Below are 21,833 nucleotides of genomic sequence, written 5' to 3' on the forward strand. Positions count from 1 at the left end.
CAAATCAGATGTGGATCGGCTTGCCAGTGACGGCCATCGCAGCTTCTTTCAGCGCCTCCGAATGCGTCGGGTGCGCGTGACAGGTGTAGGCGATGTCCTCGCTGGTCGCGCCGAACTCCATCGCCTGTGCGGCCTGGGCGATCATAGTGCCCGCGACCGAGGCGATGATGTGGACGCCCAGCACCTTGTCGGTCTTGGCGTCAGCGATGACCTTTACGAAGCCATCAGGCTCGTGGTTGGTCTTGGCGCGTGAATTGGCCATCATCGGAAATTTGCCGACCTTGACGTCGCCGCGCGCCTTTGCCTCTTCCTCGGTCAGGCCGACGCCCGCGATCTCCGGCATGGTGTAGACGACACCGGGGATGACGTCGTGGTTCACGATGCCAGTCAGCCCGGCGATATTCTCCGCCACCGCAATGCCTTCATCCTCGGCCTTGTGCGCCAGCATCGGGCCGGGGACGACGTCGCCGATCGCCCAGATGCCGGGGACGGCGGTCGCGAAGTCGTGGTCGATCTCGATCTGGCCGCGCTTGTTGACGGTGAGACCCGCGCGCTCGAGCGCCAGCCCTTCGGTGTTCGGCCGACGGCCGATCGACACCAGCACCGCGTCGGCTTCCAGCGTTTCCGCAGCGCCGCCAGCGGCGGGCTCGACCGTCACGGTCGCCTTACCGCCATCGACCTTCACGCCGGTTACCTTGGTCGACAGCTTGAGCGCCATGCCCTGCTTCTTGAAGATCTTGGCGGCTTCCTTGCGGATCTCGCCGTCCATGCCGGGCAGCAGCTGGTCGAGAAATTCGACCACCGTCACCTGCGCGCCGAGCCGCTTCCAGACCGAGCCCAGTTCGAGCCCGATCACGCCGCCGCCGATCACGACAAGATGGCCGGGCACCTTGGGCAGTTCGAGTGCACCGGTCGACGATACGACGACCTTCTCGTCGATCTCGACCCCGGGCAGCGGGGTGACGCTGGAACCCGTGGCGATGACGATGTTCTTCGCGCGATAGCTCTTGCCCGCGACGCTGATCGCGTCCTTGCCGGTAAAGGAGGCCATTCCTTTCAGCCATTCGACCTTGTTCTTCTTGAACAGATACTCGATGCCTCCGGTGAGGCCCTTGACCGCATCGCGGCGCTGGGCGTGCATCGTGTCGAGGTCGAGCTCCACCGTGGTCTTGACGCCGAGTTTGGCGAGCTTGCCGCTGGCCGCCTCTTCATAGAGTTCCGACGCGTGGAGCATCGCCTTGGACGGGATGCAGCCGACGTTGAGGCAGGTGCCCCCCAGCGTCTCGCGGCTCTCGACGCAAGCGGTCTTGAGCCCGAGCTGAGCTGCGCGGATCGCGGCCACATAGCCGCCCGGTCCCGCGCCGATGACGATCAGGTCGAAATCATAATCAGACATTTTGAACCTTTCTCACGCCGTCATGCCGGCGGAGCGCATTATTACAGGTCGATCAGCAGCCGGGTCGGATCCTCGATCGCGTTCTTGAGCGCGACGAGGAAGGTGACCGCCTCACGGCCGTCGATCAACCGGTGATCATAGCTGAGCGCCAGATACATCATCGGCCGCGCGACGATCTGTCCGTCACGGACGACGGGGCGCTCCTCGATGCGGTGCAGGCCGAGGACCGCCGACTGCGGCGGGTTGATGATCGGGGTCGACATCAGCGAACCGAACACGCCGCCGTTGGAGATGGTGAAGGTGCCGCCCTTCATATCGTCCATCTTCAGCGTGCCCGCCTTGGCGCGCGCACCGAAATCGCCGATCGTCTTCTCGATCCCGGCGACCGACAGCGCCTGCGCGTCGCGGATCACCGGCACGACCAAGCCATTCGGCGCGGACACCGCAACCGACACGTCGACATAGTCGCGATAGACGATCTCGTCGCCCTCGATCGAGGCGTTGACCGCGGGCACGTCCTTCAGCGCCATGCAGGCCGCCTTCACGAAGAAACCCATGAAGCCGAGGCGGACGCCGTGCTTCTTCTCGAACAGGTCCTTATACTTGTTCCGCGCCTCGATCACCGCCGTCATGTCGACGTCGTTGAAGGTGGTCAGCATCGCCGCAGTGTTCTGCGCCTCCTTGAGGCGGCTTGCGACGGTCTGACGCAGGCGGGTCATGCGGACCCGCTCCTCGCGGCGGCCATTGGCCTGCGAGGCCGAAGGCACGCTGATCGGCGAAGGCGCCGCCGCCGCGGGCGCGGCCGGCTTTGGTGCATTCTTCGCCGCGGCGATCACGTCGTCCTTGGTCAGGCGGCCGTCCTTGCCGGTGCCCTTGATCTTCGACGGATCGACGCCGTGCTCCAGCACCGCGCGGCGCACCGACGGCGACAGCGTGACCGGATCGCCGTCATCCTCGCCGGCGGGCGCGGCGGCGGGCTCGGGCGGAGAGGCCGCCTCGGCCTGGCCGACCGCGGTGCGGTCCTCGACCGCCGGGGTGGCGGCGGTCGCAGCGGTAGCCCCCGCCTCGATCCGCGCGATCACCGCGCCGACATTGACGGTATCGCCTTCGCCGACGACCAACTCGCCGACCACGCCAGCGACCGGCGACGGCACTTCGACCGCGACCTTGTCGGTCTCCAGGCTGGCGATGGGCTCATCGGCCTTCACCGCCTCGCCCGGCTTCTTGAGCCACTGGCCCAGCGTCGCTTCGGTGATCGATTCGCCGAGCGTCGGCACCACTACATCGGTAGCCATCTTACTTACCCTTTGTTTCGTGACCGAGCGCGTCGGCGATCAGCGCCGCCTGCTGCACGGCATGGTTTCGAGCGAGACCGGTCGCGGTCGCGGCCGCGGCCTTGCGGCCCGCATAGACGGGACGTGCGACCTTGCCGCCGACCTCGGTGAGCACCTTTTCGATATAGGGCTCGACGAAGGTCCAGCTGCCCTGGTTCTTCGGCTCCTCCTGCGCCCAGACGACCGTCTCCAGATTGGGCATGCGGCCCAAGCGGGTGATCAGCGCGTCGGCCGGGAAGGGATAGAGCTGCTCGAGCCGCAGGATGACCGTGTTCTGGTCGCCGGCCGCGTCGCGCGCTTCCGCCAGCTCGTAGAACAGCTTGCCAGACACCAGCACGACCCGCTTCACATCCTTGTCCGCCGGGGCGTTGGGATCGCCCAGCACACGCTGGAAGCGGCTGTCCCCGGTGAAATCCGCCGCGCACGATACCGCCAGCTTGTGACGGAGCAGCGACTTCGGCGTCATCATGATCAGCGGCTTGCGGAACTTGCGGACCATCTGCCGGCGCAGGATGTGGAAATAATTGGCCGGCGTCGTGCAGTTCGCGACCTGCATATTATCCTCGGCGCACAGCTGGAGGTAGCGCTCCAGACGGGCCGAGCTATGCTCGGGGCCCTGCCCTTCATAGCCATGCGGCAACAGCATCACGAGGCCGTTGACGCGCAGCCACTTGGCTTCGCCCGACGAGATGAACTGATCGACGATGACCTGCGCGCCGTTGGCGAAATCGCCGAACTGCGCTTCCCACATCACCAGCGTGTTCGGCGCCGCCGAAGCATAGCCATATTCGAAGCCCAGCACGCCGAATTCGGAGAGCGGGCTGTCAAGCACCTGGAAACGGCGGTCGAGCGCCGAGAGCGGGATATATTTGTGACCGTCCTTCTGGTCGACCCAGACCGCGTGCCGCTGGCTGAAGGTGCCGCGGCCCGAATCCTGGCCCGACAGGCGGACGCCATAGCCTTCCTTGAGCAGCGAGCCGAAGGCCAGCGCCTCGCCGGTGGCCCAGTCGAAGCCTTCGCCCTTGGCGAACATCTCCTTCTTGGCGTCGAGGATGCGGCCAAGCGTCTTGTGGATCGTCAGCCCCTCCGGAACGGTGGTGAGCTGGCGGCCGAGGTCGGCGAGCAGATCCTCGCCGATGCCGGTCTGGGCTGCGCGCCGCTCGGTGATCGCCTCGCGCGGCGCGGCGAAACCGGTCCAGTCGCCTTCGAACCAGTCGGCCTTGTTGACCTTATAGGCCTTCGCCGCCTCGAACTCGCCTTCGAGCTTCTCGACGAACGCAGCCTCGGTGGCGGGGGTCCAGTTGTCGTTGATCACGCCTTCCTGGATCAGCCGGGCGCTGTAGATCGCGCTGATCGGCGGATGCTTGCGGATCGCCTCGTACATCAGCGGCTGGGTGAAGCCCGGCTCGTCGCCTTCATTATGGCCGAAGCGGCGATAGCACCACATGTCGATCACAACGTCGCGCTTGAAGGTGTCGCGGAATTCGGTCGCGACCTTGCAGGCGAAGGTAACCGCCTCGGGATCGTCGCCGTTGACGTGCAGGATCGGCGCCTGGACCATCTTCGCGATGTCCGACGGGTAGGGCGACGAACGCGCAAATTGCGGCGAGGTGGTGAAACCCACCTGGTTGTTGATCACGAAATGGATCGTGCCGCCGGTGTGATAACCGCGCAGGCCCGAAAAGCCGAAGCATTCCATGATGATGCCCTGGCCCGCAAAGGCTGCGTCGCCATGGAGCAGGATCGGCAGGACCGTCGAGCGATCAAGATCGTCGACCTTGGTCTGTTTGGCGCGCGCCTTGCCGAGCACGACGGGATTAACGCATTCGAGATGCGACGGGTTCGGTGCGAGGCTGAGGTGGACGTGGTTGCCGTCGAACTCACGGTCAGTCGAGGTGCCGAGGTGATATTTCACGTCGCCCGAACCGCCGACGTCCTCCGGATTGGCCGAGCCGCCGGCGAACTCGTTGAAGATCGCGCGATAGGGCTTGGCCATCACGTTGGACAGCACGTTGAGGCGGCCGCGATGGGCCATGCCGATGACGACTTCGTTGACGCCATAGGAGCCGGCATATTTGATCACCGCTTCGAGCGCGGGGACCATCGATTCACCGCCGTCTAGGCCGAAACGCTTGGTGCCGACATATTTGCGGCCCAGGAATTTCTCCCACTGCTCGGCTTCGATCACCTTGTTGAGGATCGCCTTCTTGCCCTCGGGCGTGAAGCTGATCTCGGCGTCCTTGCCTTCCATCCGCGCCTGAAGGAAGCGCCGCTCCTCCACATCGCCGATGTGCATATATTCGAGGCCGACATTGCCGCAGTAATTCTTGCGGAGAATGGCGATGATCTCACGCGGGGTCGCGCGCTCCAGCCCCAGGAAGCCGCCGAGATAGACCTGGCGGTCCATGTCGCTTTCCTTGAAGCCGTGCCATTCGGGGGTAAGGTCGGCGGGCTCGTCGCGCTTCGACAGGCCCAGCGGATCGAGATTGGCGAGCAGATGACCCCGAACCCGATAGGTCCGGATCAGCATCAGCGCGCGCATCGAATCGACCGCGCGCTGTTCGATCTCGGCTTCGCTGACGCCGGAGGCCGCCGCGGGGGCGGCCGGCGCGCCGACAGGCGCGGGCGGCGCGGCCTTGGCCGGTTTCGCCGCGGGCGCCATCTGGGTCGGGTCGAGCCCGGCGGTCAGGGCATCGGTATCGCTGGGCGGCCAGTCCGGCCGGGCCCAGCTCGGGCCCGAAACCTCGGCCTCGACGCTGGCGAAATAGTCCTGCCAGCTCGGTTCGACACTATTCTTGTCGGCGCGATATTGCCGATAGAGAGACTCGACGAATGAAGGACTCACACCTTCCGGCCCGTCGAAAGCCACGCCTTCGATACCCATGATACCTTCCTTGTCTGCACCCACCCCGGGACTTAGGCCCGAAGCGCAGCAATTCGGTTACGCTCTACATATAGTCGGTGACTCGCCGATAGCGAGCCCCCCGGCTTATCCCTTCAGTACTTCTGCGAGGGTGGTGCCGAGCTCCGAGGGGCTCGCCGCCACCTTGATGCCCGCCGCTTCCATCGCCGCGATCTTGTCCTCGGCGCCGCCCTGGCCGCCCGAGACGATCGCCCCGGCATGGCCCATGCGGCGGCCCGGAGGCGCGGTGCGGCCCGCGATGAAGCCCGCCATCGGCTTCTTGCGGCCACGCTTGGCCTCGTCACGCAGGAACTGCGCAGCTTCCTCTTCCGCCGAACCGCCGATCTCGCCGATCATGATGATCGACTTGGTTTCGTCGTCGGCCAAGAACAGCTCGAGCACGTCGATGAAGTTGGTGCCGTTGACCGGATCGCCGCCGATGCCGACCGCAGTGGTCTGGCCGAGGCCGATCGCCGAGGTCTGGAACACCGCTTCATAGGTCAGCGTGCCGGAGCGCGAGACGACGCCCACCGAACCCTTCTTGAAGATCGAACCCGGCATGATGCCGATCTTGCACTCGTTCGGGGTCAGGACACCCGGGCAATTCGGTCCGATCAGGCGCGACTTCGATCCCTGCAGGGCACGCTTCACCCGGATCATGTCGATCACGGGAATGCCCTCGGTGATGCAGACGATCAGCGGCACTTCGGCGTCGATCGCTTCGAGGATGGAATCGGCCGCGAAGGGCGGCGGCACATAGATCACGCTGGCGTCGGCGCCGGTGGCAGCGACGGCTTCGTGGACGGTGTCGAAGTTGGGCAGGCCGATATGGGTCGTGCCGCCCTTGCCCGGCGTCACGCCACCGACCATCTGCGTGCCATAGGCCAGCGCCTGTTCGGTGTGGAACGTACCGGTGTTACCGGTCATCCCCTGGGTAATGACCTTGGTGTTCTTGTTGACCAGGATACTCATAAGCTGCGCGTCATCCCTTCATGTTCACCCAGACAAGGCCGGGGATCGGGTTTCTTTGCGTTGATCAGGCCAGCGAGCCGTCGATCGCCTTGCAGGCGACCAGCAGTTCCTTGACCGCATCCACCGAGACCTGGAGGTTGGCCTTGGCCTCGTCCGACAGTTCGATCTCGACGATCTTCTCGACGCCATTGGCGCCGATCACGACCGGAACGCCGACATAGAGATTGTCGACGCCATATTGACCGGTCAGATGGACCGCGGCGGGCAGGACCCGCTTCTTGTCCTTCAGATAGCTCTCCGCCATCGCGATCGCCGAGGTGGCGGGCGCGTAGAAGGCCGAACCGGTCTTGAGCAGCGCGACGATCTCGCCGCCGCCCGAACGGGTGCGCTGGACGATCGCGTCGATACGCTCCTTGGTCGACCAGCCCATCTTGATCAGGTCGGGGATCGGGATGCCCGCGACGGTCGAATATTCGACGACCGGGACCATCGTGTCGCCATGGCCGCCAAGCACGAAGCTGGTGACATCCTGGACCGAAACGCCGAATTCCTCGGCGAGGAACGAGCTGAAGCGCGCCGAGTCGAGCACGCCGGCCATACCGACGACCTTGTTGTGCGGCAGGCCCGAAAATTCGCGCAGCGCCCACACCATCGCGTCGAGCGGATTGGTGATGCAGATGACGAACGCATCGGGTGCATTTGCCTTGATGCCCTCTCCGACCGCCTTCATCACCTTCAGGTTGATGCCCAGCAGGTCGTCACGGCTCATGCCCGGCTTGCGGGCGACACCGGCGGTGACGATGATGACATCGGCGCCCTTGATGTCGGCATAATCATTGGTGCCCTTGAGCTTCGCGTCGAAGCCTTCGACCGGGCCGCACTGCGACAGATCGAGCGCCTTGCCCTGGGGCACGCCTTCGACCACGTCGAAGAGGACGACGTCGCCCAGCTCCTTCGAGGCCGCGAGATGCGCGAGCGTCCCGCCGATATTGCCAGCACCGATCAACGCAATTTTTGTACGAGCCATCCGACCCCTCCGATGTGAAATCGCTAAGGAAGGCAACCACCGCGCTGCGGTCGCCCGAAAGTGCGGGGTCCGCTTAGCCCCGTCGCCCCGAAGGGGCAACCGTTGCATGTGCGAAGGCACGAAGTTTTTTGGGGTCCGCTGAAAGCTGCGTTTGCCGCAGCGCCGCAGAGCAGCGCGCGTCAGTCGTCGGCGCCGTGTCCAGCCGCAAGATAGTCGTGGCTCTGCATCTCCATCAGCCGCGACACGGTGCGCTCGAATTCGAAGGCGCCGTCGCCATCGGGATAGAGCCGCGCCGGATCGGCCTCGGCCGTCGCGAGCAGCTTCACCTTATGCTCGTACAGCGCGTCGATCAGCACCTTGAAGCGCGACGCCTCGTTGCGTTTTTCCGGCCCCAGCAACGGGACGCCGACGATGATGACCGTGTGATAATGGCGCGCGATCGCCAGATAGTCGGCCGCGCCGCGCGCTTCGGCGCAGAGCCGCTTGAACGAGAAGACCGCGACGCCCTTGAGACTTTTTGGCACGTGCAGCGTGCGCCCGCCCTGGACCGCGATGTCGGCGGTGGGGACATGCGCGCGATCCTCGGGCGGATAGTCGGTAAGCCGGAAGAAGGCCTGCGCCACCGCCGCGGTCGCCTCGGGCCCGTTCGGCGTATACCAGACCGGCATGCCGCCCAGGCGCTCCAGGCGGTAATCGGTCGGCCCGTTCAGGCACAACACGTCGAGCTTCGCCTCGATCAGATCGATGAACGGCAGGAAGAGTTCGCGGTTGAGCCCGTCCTTGTAGAGATCACGCGGGGGCCGGTTCGACGTGGTGACGACGGTCACCCCGGCGTCGACGATCAGGCCGGTGAACAGCCGGCTGAGAATCGCGGCATCGGCCATATTGTTGACTACCATCTCGTCGAAGGCGAGCAGCTTCGCTTCGGCGGCGATCGCCTCGACCACGGGCGGGATGGGATCCCCCTTCTCCTTCGCCCGCTCGCCGCGCAGCCTGTCGTGCACTTCGAGCATGAATTCGTGGAAATGGACACGGCGTTTCGATTCTACGGGCACGCAATCGTAGAACAGATCCATCAGCATCGATTTGCCCCGCCCCACGCCGCCCCACATGTAGAGGCCCCGTACCGGCGCAGGCGCCTTGCCCAGCATCCGCCACAACAGGCTGCCCTTGGCGGGTTGCTGCGCCAACGCGGCGGCCAGGGCGTCGAGCCGACCGATCGTGGCGCGCTGGTCGGGATCCGGACGCAGTTCGCCTGCCGCCAGCAGTTCCTCATAACGGGCGACGACGCTGGTCATGATGTCTTGCGGACGATCCCCATGAAGCTGGCCACCATAGTATCTCCCTGTTCCAGCGTCCCGCGCATGAACAGCATCCGCCGGGTCTCGCGCATGATCTCCAGGGTCAGGTCGATGGGCTGGTCGAGATTGGCCGGCGCCGTGAACTGGGTGCTGAGATCGACCGTCGCCCCGCCCATTCCGACATCGCCCAGGAAGCGCGGGCCGATGAACAGGGCATTGTCGATCAGGGTCAGCAGCGCGCCGCCATGGACCGTGTCGATCAGGTTGGAATGGCGTGCCTGCGGCTGCATCCGGATAACGGCGCGGTCGCCGTCGCGGCGGACGGCGAGGTCGCCGACCACCCCGTTGAACCGCGCGTCATCCGTGACGCGCCAGCGGGTCCACCCCGGCATGTCGGGGTGCGGCTCGAACAGATAGAGAGAAGTTTCGAGACTGCTCATCCCGAACGAACGATCAGATCTGGCGTTCGACCACCATCTTCTTGATCTCCGCGATCGCCTTGGCCGGGCTGAGGCCCTTGGGGCAGACGTTCGAACAGTTCATGATGGTATGGCAGCGATAGAGCCGGAACGGATCCTCGAGCTCGTCGAGGCGCTCACCGGTCATCTCGTCGCGGCTGTCGGCCAGCCAGCGATAGGCCTGGAGCAGGATCGCCGGTCCGAGGAACTTGTCGCTGTTCCACCAGTAGCTCGGGCACGAGGTCGAGCAGCAGGCGCACAGGATGCACTCATAGAGGCCGTCCAGCTTGTTGCGGTCGTCGGGCGACTGGAGCCGCTCCTTGCCCGACGGCGCGGGGCTGACCGTCTGCAGCCAAGGCTGGATCGACGCATATTGCGCGTAGAAATGGGTGAAGTCGGGAACGAGGTCCTTGATCACGTCCATATGCGGCAGCGGGGTGATGCGCAGCTCGCCCTTGCAGTCCTCAATCGAGGTGGTGCAGGCGAGACCGTTCTTGCCGTCCATGTTCATCGAACAGGAGCCGCAGATACCCTCGCGGCACGAGCGGCGGAAGGTGAGCGAGGGATCCTGCTCGTTCTTGATCTTGATCAGCGCGTCGAGGACCATCGGGCCGCAATCGGCCAGATCGATCTCGAACGTGTCATACCGCGGATTCTCGCCCGTGTCGGGATCATAGCGATAGATTTTGAAGGACTTGGGCTCCTTGGCGCCGGGGGTCTTGTGGACCTTGCCCTTCTTCGTGATCTTGCTGTTCTTCGGAAGTGCGAACTCAGCCATGACTCGGAACCCCCTGCATCTCGTTGGAGCCGCGATAGCGAATAGATCCGCACTGCTCAACGGATAACCGCCTAAAAATCCGGTCCCTTGAAAGGGAAAGGGGAAACGCTAGAAACGCGCAATGTCATCCCCCCCTCCCGACGAGCCGCCGCCCGGCTCGCGACAGGTCGCCAAAGGCGCCGGGACGGCGCTGCTGGCGCGCGCCGGAGGGGTGATCGAGATCATTTCCCAGCCGCTCTATGTCTGGCTGTTCGGCTTGCCGACCTATGGCCTTTATATGGTGCTGTGGTCGGCGGTGAACCTGATCGAGAATATCGCCGACCTGGGCATGACCAGCGCGTTGCAGCGCGTCGTGCCGCAAGCCAGGGATGATGCCGAACGCGCCCGCTCGCTGCGCCAGGCGATGCTGTTCGGTATAGTGCCGTGCATCATCATCGCGCTGGGCATCAGCCTCGGCGCGCAATGGATCGCGGAAATCGTCAACGTCGCCGCCAAGGACCGCGATAAGCTGGCGACCGGCATCGCGCTGTTCGCCTGGGCGCTGCCCTTCTGGGCCTATGTCGAGATATCGACCTCGGCCCTGCGGGCCCGCAAGGCGTTCGGCCCCGAGATTCGCCTGCGGGTGATGTGGGAACAGTTCATCCGCATGGGCGCGGCCATCCTGCTATATGCGCTGGGGGCGGACACGCTGGGTCTGCTGATCGCGCATATCTGTTCGCTCGCCATCACCTGCGTCTTCTCGACCCGGCTGCTCGCCCGCTATTACCGGCTCGATCTCGCGCTGCGCGGCGGCGGCGGGCCGGTGCGGGGAACGCTATACGCCGGCTTGTCGGTGCTGCCTTCGAATATCGTCAGCCGCCTGTTCTCCGATGCGCCGCCGCTGATCCTCAACCTGATCATTCCCGGCGCGGGCGGCGCGAGCGCGGCGGGCCTGTTCGCGATCGCGCGCAAGATCGCCAGCGCGGTGCAGTTGATCCGTCAGGCCTTCTCCTACGTCATGGCGCCGCTCGCATCCGAAGCGGTGCGCCACGATCTGCGCCATGTCGCCGAGATTTACGGCTTCGCGACGCGGCTGACCATCGTCGTCGCCACCCCCGTCGTCTGCACGATCGCGGGCGGCGGGCGGGCCCTGCTCGCTCTGTTCGGCGCACCCGCACAGGCCGCCTATCTGGCGCTCGCCCTGCTCACCTTCACCCGGCTGATCGAGGCGGTGGCGGGGCAGGCATCGTCGATCCAGTCGGTGATCAGCCGCTATCATCATCCGCTGGTCGGCAGCGCGATCGGCTTGGCCGCGGCGCTGGCGCTGGGCGCGCTGCTGCTGCCGCAGGGCGGCATGGACGGGATGGCGGTCGCGGTGTCGGCGGGCATCGCGATCAGCGTGGTGACGCCGATGATCCAATTGTGGATCGACAAGCGCATCCAACCCTTCGCGCCGCCCTTCGCTCGCGCAGCGGCGGTGGCGGCGGGCGTCGGCGCGTCGATCCTGCTCGCCTCACACCTGCTGCTGCCGCTGCACCATCTGATCCGCATCGCGATCGGCGCGGCGCTGCTGATGGGCGGCATCTGGCTATCGGGCCGCTTCGGCCTGTCGCAGGACGACAAGCTGGCGCTGGGCAAGACGGCGCGGCGGCTGCGGCTGCTCTAGGCGCTCCGCTTGCGCAATATCTCCTCGACCATCGCGTGATCGGACGGCTTGTCGACGTCGATACAAGCTTCGGCGAAGGGCAGCACCACTGCCCGCGCCTTCACCCCGATCTTGCGGCCCGCGCGCGCCATCGCCTGATCGAGAGTAACCAGCCGCGCCGCGATGAGCAATGCCAGGCCGATACCGAACGCGCCGAGCACGGCGCGCGCCTTCTTTCGCTGCTGCTCGATCCGCCGCCACACCGCCAGCGCATCGAGCGCGGCGGGGCCGCCGAGCCAGAACATATTCGCGCCCGAATAGGCCCCGCCCCGGAAAGGCAGCCAGGTGCGCTTGTTTCCTGGATAAGCGGCTTCGAGCGTGCGCCGTTCAACCAGCGCGACAGCCACATCGGCGCCATCGGCGCGCGCCGTGAACTGTCCGATCATCGCATCGTCGAGCAGGACGTTGTCCGCGGTGGTCAGCAGGAATGGATAGGCTGCCGGCATCGCCTTCAGCGTATCGCCGATCGCCTCGACGATCGACGCGCCGGAGTCGCGCGTCGTCACGCGCGGTTCGTCGCGCAGCCAGCGCGTGCCGGGATGATCGAGCAGCGCGTCGCTGTCCTGCGCCAGAATCACGATCCGCTTCACGTCGCTCCGCGCCGCCAGCGCTGCCCCCACCCAGGCGAGCATCGGCTGGCCCGCGACGCCGATCAACGCCTTGCGCGGCTCACCGAAATGTTCCGACATCGGGTCCTTGCCGGGCCGCTGACCCGCGAGGACAATTACCGTAAAGCCACCATTTTGCATCTTTCCAGCCTTGCCAGTCCCTTGAGCGATGGGCAAGGAAGCTGGCCCAGGCAGATTCCAAGGACAGCATGACAGTAGCCTCGCTTACCGTTCGCCCGGTCGGAACCAACCCCACCAGGATCTGGGGCATGACCAGCACCGAGCGGCTTCGCCGCATCGCCCGAGCCCAGAGATTTTCCTTCGACAAATCCGGCAATGGGCCGGCGCTGCTGGTTGCCGCCAGCCATGTGTTCGAGCCCGCCTGGCTGAAGTTCATGGCGGCGCGTCCCGGTCACGTCCTGACGCTGAACGGCGAGAAGGTAATCGCCCATGTCGAAAAGGGCGGCGCGCGCGATTTCCCGGAAGGCCTGAGCGAGGTCCGGGCGGAGGATCACCGGGTCTTCTACAACGAGGCGCTGCGCAAGCGCGAGGAACCCGTCCTCGAACGGCTCGAGCCCGCGACCGTCCGCGCGATCGAGCGCAAGACCTATTTCGGCGCCTATAAGGGCGTGACCGATATCCTGACCAAATATCTGTGGCCCGAATGGGCGCTGGTGCTGACGCGGATCGCCGCCCGGCTGCACATGACACCCAATATGGTCACCGCAATCGGGGCGATATTGTGCGTGCTGGCGACCTGGCTGTTCTGGGAAGGCCGCTTCTGGGAAGGGATGGCGGCGGGCCTCGGCTTCATGGTGCTCGACACGGTCGACGGCAAGCTTGCCCGTTGCACGATCACGTCGAGCTATTGGGGTAATATCTTCGACCATGGACTCGATCTGGTCCATCCCCCCTTCTGGTGGTGGGCGTGGGGCGTCGGCCTGACACATTGGGGGCTGGCGCTGGCCCCGCACGAATTCGCACTGGTGATGATCGCGATCGTCGCCGGCTATGTGGTGCAGCGGCTGATCGAGGGGGTGTTCATGCGCCGCTTCGGCAACATGCACATCCATGTCTGGGAAAAGGTCGACAGCGATTTCCGCCTGATCACCGCGCGGCGCAACCCGAACATGGTGATCCTGTTCGTCGCGACTGCGCTGAAAAGGCCCGATATCGGCATCATCGCCATCGCTATCTGGACCGTGCTATCCTGTATCTTTCACGCGGTAAGGCTGCGTCAGGCAACTCGCAAGCGGCAGCGCGGCATCAAGATCCGTTCCTGGCTCGAGGTGTAAGATGGCCAATGCGACGATCACCAAGTTCGGCTATCCGGCAACGCTGATCCGCGATTATCGGCACTGGGTCGTACTGCTTCGCCCGGCCCAGCCGACGCTCGGCTCGCTCATCCTGGCCGCCAAGTCCGACGCCATCGCCTTCGGCGCGCTGCCGCCCGAGGCGCATTCCGAACTTGCGACGATCACCGCCGAGATCGAAGCGGCGCTGACTCAGGCGGTCGCCTATCAGAAGATCAACTATCTGATGCTGATGATGGTCGACCCGCACGTCCATTTCCACGTCATCCCCCGCTATGAGGGCGAGCGCGAATGGAACGATCTGTCGGTCACCGACGCCGGCTGGGCAGGCCCGCCCGCGCTCGGCCAGGCGGTCGCTCTGAGCGAGGATCAGGTCAGGGGTCTGTCAGGCTGGTTGAAAGGGCTCTGGCCTAGTTAAGCCTTTACCCACCCTTCGGTCAGCGCGCGCGCGATCGGCAGGTCCTCGGGGAAGTCGACCTCGGCCCAGTCGAGCCCTTCGATCGACACGGTGCCCACCACGCCCGACGGCGCCAGCGCGTGGATCGCCTTCAGATACCAGTTGAGCACGCCTTCGGGCGTTCGCATCATCGCCTCGACCTGGCCTCGGAAGATCGCCGGGCCTTCGCCCTTGAAGGCGAGCATGCCGATCGATTCCGCATTGGTCTCATGCGGTTCCAGCCGCTTGCCGATCTGCAGCAGCCGGTCGCCGTCACGCTGCACCTTCATGTCGTCGAGATCATAGTCGTCCTTGACGTCGATCGTCACGGTGATCGGCGCGGTGGCACCCGCAATCAGGCGGCCGACGATATCGGGCGAGACCAGCGTGTCGCCGTTGAGGATGATGAAATCCTGATCCATCTCCTCACGCACGATCCAGCAGGAGCCGAGATTGTCCGCAACCTTGTAGAAGGGGTTGAACACCGTCCTGATCGTAACGCAGGGCATGTCGAGATCGGCCAGCGCGGCGGCGAGCTTGGCATCACGGAACCCGGTGACCACGGCGATCTCGCTGATACCGTTCGCGGCCAGCGAGGCGATCTGCCACGCGATCAGGCTCTTGCCCGCGAAATCGATCAGGCATTTGGGCTGGTCGGCGGTCAGCGGCAGCAGACGCGACCCCTGTCCCGCCGAAAGGATGATGGCTTTCTTCATGGGGCCGGGCCCCTAAGCCGGAATTGCGGCAGGAAGATGAAAAGCGGCGGCCCCGATTGGCGCTTTCCCGCGTTATGTTGCGACGCGGCCCTTCCGGCGCGCGGGAGACCCTTCATGCTCGATCCCTTCACGGCCTGGACCCGACTGATGTCTGCCGCCTTCGACCTTTCGCAAGCTGGCCTCAAGGCATCGGCGACCATCACGGCTTCACACGAAGTCATCGTCCGTCGCACCGGCATAATGGCGGAGGCAATGCGATCACCGCTAACCGCCGATTATACCGAGCTGGCCAGAATGGCGCCCGAGAAGATCGAGGCCTTTTCGAAGGGAGGCGGGGCGATGATCTCAGAATGGTGGTCGATGCAGGCGGCCTTCCTTTCCGAGGCTCAGAATCTGGGCCGCCTCATGATGCGCGGCCGCCCGCCGAGCATCGCTGAACTGACCGAACTTTCCTCGCGCGGGATGAGCTACGCGGTTCACAACACCGAGCGCGCCGCCCGCTTCGGCGGCCTCGGCCTGTCCCCGGTCCACGCCGCCGCCACCGCCAATGCGCGCCGGCTCAAGCGCCGCGGCGCGAAGTGATCCAGGAGTTCAGGGCGTGAAACCGACGATCTTGTCGACAGAGGCCACCGTCACCGGGTGATAATGCGGCCGGGCGCCAGCATAGATGCGCTCGGCGATCGGCCTGCCCCACGCGCCCTGCTCGACCAGCGTCCGATAGACCGGACGGATCAGCAGCATCCGGCCGATGCGCGGCAGATATTCTTCGGCCGATACCACCGCCGGCTGATAGCGGTTGCCGAGCGCCAACACGAGCCAGGCCGACCGAACATAGGCATTGGGCGAAGCCGACAGCCGCATTGCGCCGTCGAGTTCGGCCAGCCGTTCGGTAGACAGCTTGCGCGGCAGACCGTTGAGGAAGCGCTGCCACTCCTGGGTACCCCATGTCGAGAAAGGCAGTGTCCCGACCGGTGCGCCCTCGCTGACCTGTTCGATCGCTCGATCGACCTGCGCCAGCGTGGCCGAACGGACGCGGTAGGCGTTGCCAGGCAGGCCGGGCTGATAAGCCCAAGCATCGAGCTGCAACTGCTTCTCGAGCGCCGCGTCGCCCTTAACCAGCCGGGCGCGAATGTCCTTGAGGAAATTGGCGGTGGTCTGCGGCTGAAAGGCGTGCCGGTCGAAATAGGAGCGCAGATAGGCGTCCCACCGCGACCGGCCCACGGCATGTTCGATCGTCCGCAGGAAGATCGCGCCCTTGTTGTAGGCGAGTTCGCCATAAAGCTCCTCGGGCTCGCCGTGAAGGCGGGTGGCCGGCGGCTTGGCTTCCTTCAGATCGCGCTGGAGATCATCCCATGACAGGTCGGCAAGAACCGCGGCGCGCTCCTTGCCATAGACGATCTCGTCGATACGGTTCTCGAAATAGGTGGTGAAGCCCTCGTTGAGCCAGCTGTCGGACCAGGTCGCGTTGGTGACGAGATTGCCCGACCAGCTGTGCGCCAGTTCATGCGCGACGACATCGGTGTTGGCCTTGTCGCCGGTGAAGATCGTCGGCGTCAGGAAGGTCAGCGTCGGGTTCTCCATGCCGCCATAGGGAAAGGACGGCGGCAGGACGAGCATGTCGTAACGGCCCCAGCGATAAGGTCCGTACAGCCCTTCGGCGGCGCGAACCATCTTCTCCGTGTCGTCGAGCTCGCGCGCGGCGGGGGCGAGCGTCACCGGCTCGGCATAGACCCCGGTGCGTGCACCCAGCGGCTTGAAGGCGAGATCGCCTACTGCAAGGGCGATCAGATAAGGCGGCACCGGATGCTCCATCCGGAAACGGTAACGCTTCCAGCTCTTGCCGGCGGGCTCCCCTCTGGGCGTCAGCCGCGTGCCGCTCATCACCGCGACGAGATCGGCCGGTACGGTGATCCGCGCAGACCAGCTCTGGCGGATACCGGGGCTATCCTGGGTGGGAATCCAGCTGCGATTCTCGATCGACTGGCCCTGGCTGAACAGGAAGGGCTTCTTCTTGCCGGCGGTGAGTTCGGGCGGCAGCCAGCCGAGCGCACTGGCGTCGGGTTTCGAGTGGTAGGCGATGACGATCCGCCGCGCCGCGCCGATCCGGATGGTGAGCGGCGCCCCCTTATAATCGTCGGCCTTGCCGACCGCCCATGTCAGCGCCCGCCCGCCAGCATCGGTGATCCGCTCGATCACCAGCCCCTTGTCGTCGAGGATGATCTCCGACGCGCCGGGCTTCGCAGCGATATCGAGCGTCGCGGAGCCCCGCATCACCTTCGCGGCGAAGTCGGCGCGCAGATCGAGATCGACGTGGGTGACGCGCGCCACCTCCGGCCGCGCATAGGACAGCGCATCGCGCGCGTCGGGGGTGGTGAGGATCGGCGAGGGTACCGGCGCGGCGGCGCTGAGCGGTGCGGCGAGCAGCAGCAAGGCGGGGAGGATGATACGCATCGGCTGAAGATGGCGATGATGCCGAACGGCTGCAACCCGCCCCGCGCCCGGCGGCGGATATAGAAAAGGGGGCCGAAGCCCCCTCTTCCGACCGCATGGAAGCGCCGCTCAGTAAACGCGCGGCTTGGGCTTCACATATTCGGCTTCGTCGGTGAGCGTGTAATCGTGCACCGGACGATAATCGATCGAGACCGCGCCCTTCTCGAACCAGGTGATGGTGTGCTTCATCCAGTTCTCGTCGTCGCGATCGGGGTAGCTCTCATGCATATGCGCGCCGCGGCTTTCCTTGCGGTTGGCGGCGGAATGCATCGTCACCACAGCCTGCGGCAGCATGTTGTCGAGCTCGAGCGTTTCGACGAGGTCGGTGTTCCAGATCAGCGAACGATCGGTGACGCCAACATCCTGCAGATTGGCATAGACATTGTCGATCAGGCCGAGGCCCTCGCGCAGCAGCTCCTCGTCGCGGAACACCGCGCAATGCTTCTGCATCGTGTGCTGCATGTTCAGGCGGATTTGCGCCGTCGGCGTCCCGCCCTTGGCGTTGCGATAATGGTCGAGACGGGCGAGCGCCTTGTCGTCGGCTTCCTTGACGACCGCGCCATGCTTGCTGTTCGGCTTGATCAGTTCGGCGAGACGGAAGCCCGTCGCGCGGCCGAACACGACCAGGTCGATCAGCGAGTTGGAGCCGAGGCGGTTCGCGCCATGGACCGAGACGCACGCCGCCTCGCCCACTGCGAACAGGCCGGGGACGACCGTATCCGGGTTGCCATCCTTCAGCGTGACGACTTCGCCATGATAGTTACAGGGGATGCCGCCCATATTATAATGGACCGTCGGCGTGACCGGCAGCGGCTGGCGCGTCAGATCGACATTGGCGAAGATCTTGCCGGTCTCGGTGATGCCGGGCAGCCGCTCCGCCAGCACCTTGGGATCGATATGATCGAGGTGCAGGTAGATATAGTCGCCATTCTTGCCGACGCCTCGGCCTTCGCGCATTTCCGCCGCCATCGAACGCGACACGACGTCGCGGCTGGCGAGGTCCTTCGCCGACGGGGCATAGCGCTCCATGAAGCGCTCGCCTTCGGAGTTGGTCAGATAACCGCCCTCGCCGCGCGCGCCCTCGGTGATGAGCACGCCCGCGCCGTAGATGCCGGTCGGGTGGAACTGGACGAACTCCATGTCCTGCAGCGGCAGGCCCGCACGCAGCACCATGCCGCCACCGTCGCCGGTGCAGGTGTGCGCCGAGGTGGCGGAGAAATAGGTGCGGCCAGAACCGCCGGTCGCGAGGACGACGGCATGGCTGCGGAAGCGATGGATCGAGCCATCTTCCATGCAGAGCGCGATCACGCCCTTGCACTCGCCATTCTCCATGATCAGGTCGAGCGCGAAATATTCGATGTAGAAGTCCGCGTCATACTTCAGGCTCTGCTGATAGAGCGCGTGGAGCATGGCGTGACCGGTGCGGTCGGCGGCGGCGCAGGTGCGCTGCACGGGCGGGCCCGCGCCCATATTCTGCATATGGCCGCCGAACGGACGCTGGTAGATCAGGCCCTCGGCGGTGCGGCTGAACGGCACGCCGGCATGTTCGAGCTCGATCACCGCGGCGGGCGCTTCGCGCACCATATATTCGATGGCGTCCTGGTCGCCCAGCCAGTCCGACCCCTTGACGGTGTCGTACATATGCCAGGTCCAGTGATCCGGGCCCATATTGCCGAGCGAGGCGGCGATGCCGCCCTGTGCCGCGACGGTGTGGCTGCGGGTCGGGAAGACCTTGGTGATGCAGGCGGTCTTGAGACCGGCGCCGGCCGCTCCCATGGTGGCGCGAAGGCCCGAGCCGCCCGCGCCGACGACCACCGCATCATAGAGGTGGTCGATGATCTTGTAAGCCGAGCCAGAGGATTCTGTAGGCATCAGGCGGGCACTCCCCCAAATGCGATCTTGAGGATCGAGAAGATCGCCAGCGCGGCGCCCGCGATCGCGTAGAAATTGAGCAACAGCACGCAGAAGACCTTGCTGCCTTCTTCATGCACATAGTCCTCCATGAACACCTGCAGCCCCAGCCGCATGTGATAGAAAACCGAGATCGTCAGCAGAATCAGCGGAACAGCAACTAGCGGCGCACCGATCCACTGCAGGACTGCGGCATGCTCCAGCGAGGGTAGCCGGAACAGCGAGACGACGAACCAGGTGGCGAGCAGCAGGTTGCCGACTGCGGTCACCCGCTGGCGCCACCAGTGCATCGAGCCATGCTTGGCCGAGCCGAGACCGCGGACGCGGCCGATTCCCGTTCCCGAACCCATTATTCCGCTCCCCGCGCCAGCCGGGCCAGGATCGGCCCCCAGATCAGCAGCGTTACCAGGACCGATCCGGCCATCGTCGCCAGTGCGCCCATCTTGTTGGTCTTAAGCTCATAGCCCGCACCGATATCGAGCACGAAGTGCCGCAGCGCCGAGAACATATGCTGGAAAAAGGCCCAGGTCAGGCCAATCCACACGACATAGGCGAGCGGATGCCTGGCTACGGTCAGGAAGGTGGCATAGGCCTCCGGTCCGCTCGCGGCGGCGACCAGCCACCAGATGAAGCCAAGTCCCGCAACCACGGCCATGCCCACGCCGGTCGCCCGGTGCAGGATCGAGACCACCATATGCGGTCCCCATTTCCAGATTGTGAGGTGTGGCGAAAGCGGACGCCCTGGATTGCGCGACATGATGCCCTCCCTCTGTCGACGGCGACGTTCTTAGACGAAGCGCCACGCCATGCAAGGCGCTTAACCACAGTTTATCCGCCCTTTTCGAAACAACCTCAACGCCCTGTTTACCATTGCCGCCTAAAACGGCGGTCACTCGCAGAATCAGAGGACGTACGGAGTCATGATGGACGGTCAAGAGGTGAGCGCGATCGGATTGTCCGATCAGGAGATCAGCCGCAAGATGCGCGTCTATGATCACCGCGGCGATCTCGACTCGCGACTCAAGGCGATCTGGACACGGTGCGGCGAAGAGTTGCTGGAAAGCCTGCGCGATTATTACGGAACCACCTTTGAGGTCGATAAGCAGAGCCAAGCCGCCTATGACAGCGTCGTCGGCGGAGAGGATGTCGTTACGCGCGCCACGCGTCTTTGGCGGGAGATTCTCAGCGAAGGCTTTACCATCGCCCAGCCCCGGGCCTATGCCAGCAATGCATTCGCATATGCCATGGCTGGCGGCGACAATAGCATGATCGCGCGTAAAACCTCTGGCGCGACGTCGCTCATCTGCCAGGAACTCATCCGGCGTTTTCCCGACGATCCCGATTTCGTAGCCAGCAGCTGCGATGCGATCATCGCCATGAACGCACTTTATTTCGACCTGGCCTTCACCGTGGTCGGTGCGCAGAACCGCGCCACCCATCATCAGGGCCTGGCGCATCAGAGCCGCGAGTTCCGGTCGAACATCTCCGAGACGCTCAGCCGCGCGCTGGGTGACAGCCGTGGCCTGCGCGAGCGGACCGGCCAGACCTCGCACGCCGCACGCGGCATGCTGGGCAAGACCTCCGAAGTCGCCGCCGCCGCCGAGCAGTCCGCCCTCGCCATGCGCGAAGCCGCCCACACCGCCGCGGGTCTGATCCGCGCGATCGAGGAAAGCCGCGCGGAGGTCGAGGTCGCGGCGCAGATCGCGACCCGCGCCGCCGACCGCTCGGTGCATGCCGTGGCGATCTCCGAAGTCCTGTCCGATCATGCCCAGGCGATCGAGTCTATCCTCGGCCTGATCCGCGACATCGCCGGCCAGACCAACCTGCTTGCGCTCAACGCCACGATCGAGGCCGCCCGCGCCGGCGACGCCGGACGCGGCTTCGCGGTGGTGGCGCAGGAGGTGAAGAGCCTCGCGAGCCAGACCGCCCGCGCCACCGACGACATCGCCGCCAAGATCGCCGCGATCCAGGCCGCGACCCGCCAAACCGTCGAGGCGAATGGCGCGATCCGCGACATCGTCGGCGAGGTCCAGACCTCCGCCGAGCGCATCCGTACGACGATGGAGACCCAGGCGCAGACCGTCACCATGATCACCGCCGCCGTCGACGAGACCGCACTGGCCGCCGACTCGATGTCGACGACCATCTCCGCGATCCGCGCCGACACCGAAAGCGTCGCGGGCGAGATCGATCACCTCGAAGCCGGTTTCCGCCGCGTCGATGGCGAGCTGTCCAACCTGGAGACGATCGCTGGCGACTTCGTATCGAAGATTGCAGCTTGATTTGATCTAGCCCTCAAACGCCGGGCGCGAGGCATCCGCCTCGCTTGGCTGCCTCGCATATGCTCGGGCGGCCGTTCGGCCTTGCGGGGCCTAAGGGCCTCGTTTGGTTTTTATCGTCATCCCAACGGAAGCTGGGATCTCCCATTCTCTTTCGGATTGAAGGCAAAGAGACCCCAGCTTTCGCTGGGATGACGGCCTGTGGGGACGGATAGCCCCACTTGCCGT

General features: G+C 65.2%; 19 protein-coding genes. 5 read left to right on the forward strand and 14 right to left on the reverse strand.

All coding sequences use genetic code 11. The features are described 5' to 3' along the window. Positions 1-4 precede the first annotated feature (4 nt). The 8 genes from lpdA to ASE00_RS08395 all read right to left on the reverse strand — a co-directional run bounded on the left by lpdA (position 5) and on the right by ASE00_RS08395 (position 10,168). Positions 5-1,396, reverse strand: coding sequence for a dihydrolipoyl dehydrogenase (gene lpdA, locus ASE00_RS08360; RefSeq protein ID WP_056378963.1), 1,392 nt, complete (start codon positions 1,394-1,396; stop codon positions 5-7). A 41-nt stretch (positions 1,397-1,437) separates the two neighbouring features. Continuing rightward, a complete protein-coding gene (gene odhB, locus ASE00_RS08365) occupies positions 1,438-2,691 on the reverse strand; it encodes a 2-oxoglutarate dehydrogenase complex dihydrolipoyllysine-residue succinyltransferase (RefSeq protein WP_056378965.1) in 1,254 nt (417 codons plus the stop codon). Position 2,692: 1 nt separating this feature from the next. Continuing rightward, positions 2,693-5,614, reverse strand: a complete 2,922-nt coding sequence (locus tag ASE00_RS08370; protein ID WP_056378966.1) for a 2-oxoglutarate dehydrogenase E1 component — start codon at positions 5,612-5,614, stop codon at positions 2,693-2,695. A 105-nt stretch (positions 5,615-5,719) separates the two neighbouring features. Beyond that, positions 5,720-6,604, reverse strand: a complete 885-nt coding sequence (sucD, locus tag ASE00_RS08375) for a succinate--CoA ligase subunit alpha (protein ID WP_047165777.1) — start codon at positions 6,602-6,604, stop codon at positions 5,720-5,722. Between the two features lie 64 nt (positions 6,605-6,668). Beyond that, the gene (gene mdh / locus ASE00_RS08380) at positions 6,669-7,631 is read right to left on the reverse strand and encodes a malate dehydrogenase (protein WP_056378968.1); all 963 of its coding nucleotides are present in this window, start codon (positions 7,629-7,631) and stop codon (positions 6,669-6,671) included. Between the two features lie 179 nt (positions 7,632-7,810). Next, a complete protein-coding gene (gene zapE, locus ASE00_RS08385; protein WP_056378969.1) occupies positions 7,811-8,929 on the reverse strand; it encodes a cell division protein ZapE in 1,119 nt (372 codons plus the stop codon). Further along, the gene (locus ASE00_RS08390; protein WP_056378971.1) at positions 8,926-9,372 is read right to left on the reverse strand and encodes a PaaI family thioesterase; all 447 of its coding nucleotides are present in this window, start codon (positions 9,370-9,372) and stop codon (positions 8,926-8,928) included. The genes zapE and ASE00_RS08390 overlap by 4 nt, the downstream gene beginning before the upstream one ends. A 13-nt stretch (positions 9,373-9,385) precedes the next feature. Further along, entirely contained in the window at positions 9,386-10,168 is a 783-nt protein-coding gene (locus tag ASE00_RS08395) for a succinate dehydrogenase iron-sulfur subunit (protein WP_056378973.1), read from the reverse strand. Between the two features lie 121 nt (positions 10,169-10,289). On the opposite strand from ASE00_RS08395, the gene ASE00_RS08400 reads away from it, so the two are divergent. Next, positions 10,290-11,813, forward strand: a complete 1,524-nt coding sequence (locus tag ASE00_RS08400; protein ID WP_056378974.1) for a lipopolysaccharide biosynthesis protein — start codon at positions 10,290-10,292, stop codon at positions 11,811-11,813. On the opposite strand, the gene ASE00_RS08405 is transcribed toward ASE00_RS08400, so the two are convergent. After that, entirely contained in the window at positions 11,810-12,541 is a 732-nt protein-coding gene (locus ASE00_RS08405) for an NTP transferase domain-containing protein (RefSeq protein ID WP_235538573.1), read from the reverse strand. The two genes, ASE00_RS08400 and ASE00_RS08405, sit on opposite strands and share 4 nt — an antisense overlap. Before the next feature lie 188 nt (positions 12,542-12,729). Between ASE00_RS08405 and ASE00_RS08410 the strand changes: the two genes are divergently transcribed. After that, the gene (locus ASE00_RS08410; protein ID WP_235538574.1) at positions 12,730-13,755 is read left to right on the forward strand and encodes a CDP-alcohol phosphatidyltransferase family protein; all 1,026 of its coding nucleotides are present in this window, start codon (positions 12,730-12,732) and stop codon (positions 13,753-13,755) included. Position 13,756: 1 nt separating this feature from the next. Then, positions 13,757-14,191, forward strand: a complete 435-nt coding sequence (locus ASE00_RS08415) for an HIT family protein (protein WP_056378978.1) — start codon at positions 13,757-13,759, stop codon at positions 14,189-14,191. On the opposite strand, the gene ASE00_RS08420 is transcribed toward ASE00_RS08415, so the two are convergent. After that, entirely contained in the window at positions 14,188-14,925 is a 738-nt protein-coding gene (locus ASE00_RS08420; RefSeq protein ID WP_056378980.1) for a sugar phosphate nucleotidyltransferase, read from the reverse strand. The two genes, ASE00_RS08415 and ASE00_RS08420, sit on opposite strands and share 4 nt — an antisense overlap. 114 nt (positions 14,926-15,039) lie before the next feature. Between ASE00_RS08420 and ASE00_RS08425 the strand changes: the two genes are divergently transcribed. Next, a complete protein-coding gene (locus ASE00_RS08425) occupies positions 15,040-15,507 on the forward strand; it encodes a hypothetical protein (protein WP_056378982.1) in 468 nt (155 codons plus the stop codon). A gap of 9 nt (positions 15,508-15,516) precedes the next feature. Here ASE00_RS08425 and ASE00_RS08430 read toward each other — a convergent pair whose 3' ends face one another. The 4 genes from ASE00_RS08430 to sdhC all read right to left on the reverse strand — a co-directional run bounded on the left by ASE00_RS08430 (position 15,517) and on the right by sdhC (position 20,083). After that, positions 15,517-17,376, reverse strand: coding sequence for a M1 family metallopeptidase (locus ASE00_RS08430; protein ID WP_056378985.1), 1,860 nt, complete (start codon positions 17,374-17,376; stop codon positions 15,517-15,519). Between the two features lie 108 nt (positions 17,377-17,484). Further along, complete coding sequence (sdhA, locus tag ASE00_RS08435; protein ID WP_056378987.1) at positions 17,485-19,287, reverse strand: succinate dehydrogenase flavoprotein subunit; 1,803 nt, start codon at positions 19,285-19,287, stop codon at positions 17,485-17,487. Further along, the gene (sdhD, locus tag ASE00_RS08440; protein ID WP_056378989.1) at positions 19,287-19,676 is read right to left on the reverse strand and encodes a succinate dehydrogenase, hydrophobic membrane anchor protein; all 390 of its coding nucleotides are present in this window, start codon (positions 19,674-19,676) and stop codon (positions 19,287-19,289) included. The genes sdhA and sdhD overlap by 1 nt, the downstream gene beginning before the upstream one ends. After that, positions 19,676-20,083, reverse strand: a complete 408-nt coding sequence (gene sdhC, locus ASE00_RS08445; RefSeq protein ID WP_056378991.1) for a succinate dehydrogenase, cytochrome b556 subunit — start codon at positions 20,081-20,083, stop codon at positions 19,676-19,678. Before sdhC ends, sdhD begins: the two co-directional genes overlap by 1 nt. Before the next feature lie 163 nt (positions 20,084-20,246). Here sdhC and ASE00_RS08450 point away from each other — a divergent pair, with 163 nt between their 5' ends. Beyond that, on the forward strand, positions 20,247-21,608 hold the full coding sequence (locus ASE00_RS08450) for a methyl-accepting chemotaxis protein (RefSeq protein ID WP_056378993.1): 1,362 nt from the start codon (positions 20,247-20,249) through the stop codon (positions 21,606-21,608). Positions 21,609-21,833: the final 225 nt, after the last annotated feature.

Origin of the sequence: Sphingomonas sp. Root710, assembly GCF_001429065.1 — a bacterium.
Classification (GTDB): domain Bacteria; phylum Pseudomonadota; class Alphaproteobacteria; order Sphingomonadales; family Sphingomonadaceae; genus Rhizorhabdus.

Bases quoted from the DNA above. Each gene is read 5' to 3' on its own strand.
- lpdA (WP_056378963.1), bottom strand. From the start codon at position 1,396: ATGTCTGATTATGATTTCGACCTGATCGTCATCGGCGCGGGACCGGGC.
- odhB (WP_056378965.1), bottom strand. From the start codon at position 2,691: ATGGCTACCGATGTAGTGGTGCCGACGCTCGGCGAATCGATCACCGAA.
- ASE00_RS08370 (WP_056378966.1), bottom strand. From the start codon at position 5,614: ATGGGTATCGAAGGCGTGGCTTTCGACGGGCCGGAAGGTGTGAGTCCT.
- sucD (WP_047165777.1), bottom strand. From the start codon at position 6,604: ATGAGTATCCTGGTCAACAAGAACACCAAGGTCATTACCCAGGGGATG.
- mdh (WP_056378968.1), bottom strand. From the start codon at position 7,631: ATGGCTCGTACAAAAATTGCGTTGATCGGTGCTGGCAATATCGGCGGG.
- zapE (WP_056378969.1), bottom strand. From the start codon at position 8,929: ATGACCAGCGTCGTCGCCCGTTATGAGGAACTGCTGGCGGCAGGCGAA.
- ASE00_RS08390 (WP_056378971.1), bottom strand. From the start codon at position 9,372: ATGAGCAGTCTCGAAACTTCTCTCTATCTGTTCGAGCCGCACCCCGAC.
- ASE00_RS08395 (WP_056378973.1), bottom strand. From the start codon at position 10,168: ATGGCTGAGTTCGCACTTCCGAAGAACAGCAAGATCACGAAGAAGGGC.
- ASE00_RS08400 (WP_056378974.1), top strand. From the start codon at position 10,290: ATGTCATCCCCCCCTCCCGACGAGCCGCCGCCCGGCTCGCGACAGGTC.
- ASE00_RS08405 (WP_235538573.1), bottom strand. From the start codon at position 12,541: ATGTCGGAACATTTCGGTGAGCCGCGCAAGGCGTTGATCGGCGTCGCG.
- ASE00_RS08410 (WP_235538574.1), top strand. From the start codon at position 12,730: ATGACCAGCACCGAGCGGCTTCGCCGCATCGCCCGAGCCCAGAGATTT.
- ASE00_RS08415 (WP_056378978.1), top strand. From the start codon at position 13,757: ATGGCCAATGCGACGATCACCAAGTTCGGCTATCCGGCAACGCTGATC.
- ASE00_RS08420 (WP_056378980.1), bottom strand. From the start codon at position 14,925: ATGAAGAAAGCCATCATCCTTTCGGCGGGACAGGGGTCGCGTCTGCTG.
- ASE00_RS08425 (WP_056378982.1), top strand. From the start codon at position 15,040: ATGCTCGATCCCTTCACGGCCTGGACCCGACTGATGTCTGCCGCCTTC.
- ASE00_RS08430 (WP_056378985.1), bottom strand. From the start codon at position 17,376: ATGCGTATCATCCTCCCCGCCTTGCTGCTGCTCGCCGCACCGCTCAGC.
- sdhA (WP_056378987.1), bottom strand. From the start codon at position 19,287: ATGCCTACAGAATCCTCTGGCTCGGCTTACAAGATCATCGACCACCTC.
- sdhD (WP_056378989.1), bottom strand. From the start codon at position 19,676: ATGGGTTCGGGAACGGGAATCGGCCGCGTCCGCGGTCTCGGCTCGGCC.
- sdhC (WP_056378991.1), bottom strand. From the start codon at position 20,083: ATGTCGCGCAATCCAGGGCGTCCGCTTTCGCCACACCTCACAATCTGG.
- ASE00_RS08450 (WP_056378993.1), top strand. From the start codon at position 20,247: ATGATGGACGGTCAAGAGGTGAGCGCGATCGGATTGTCCGATCAGGAG.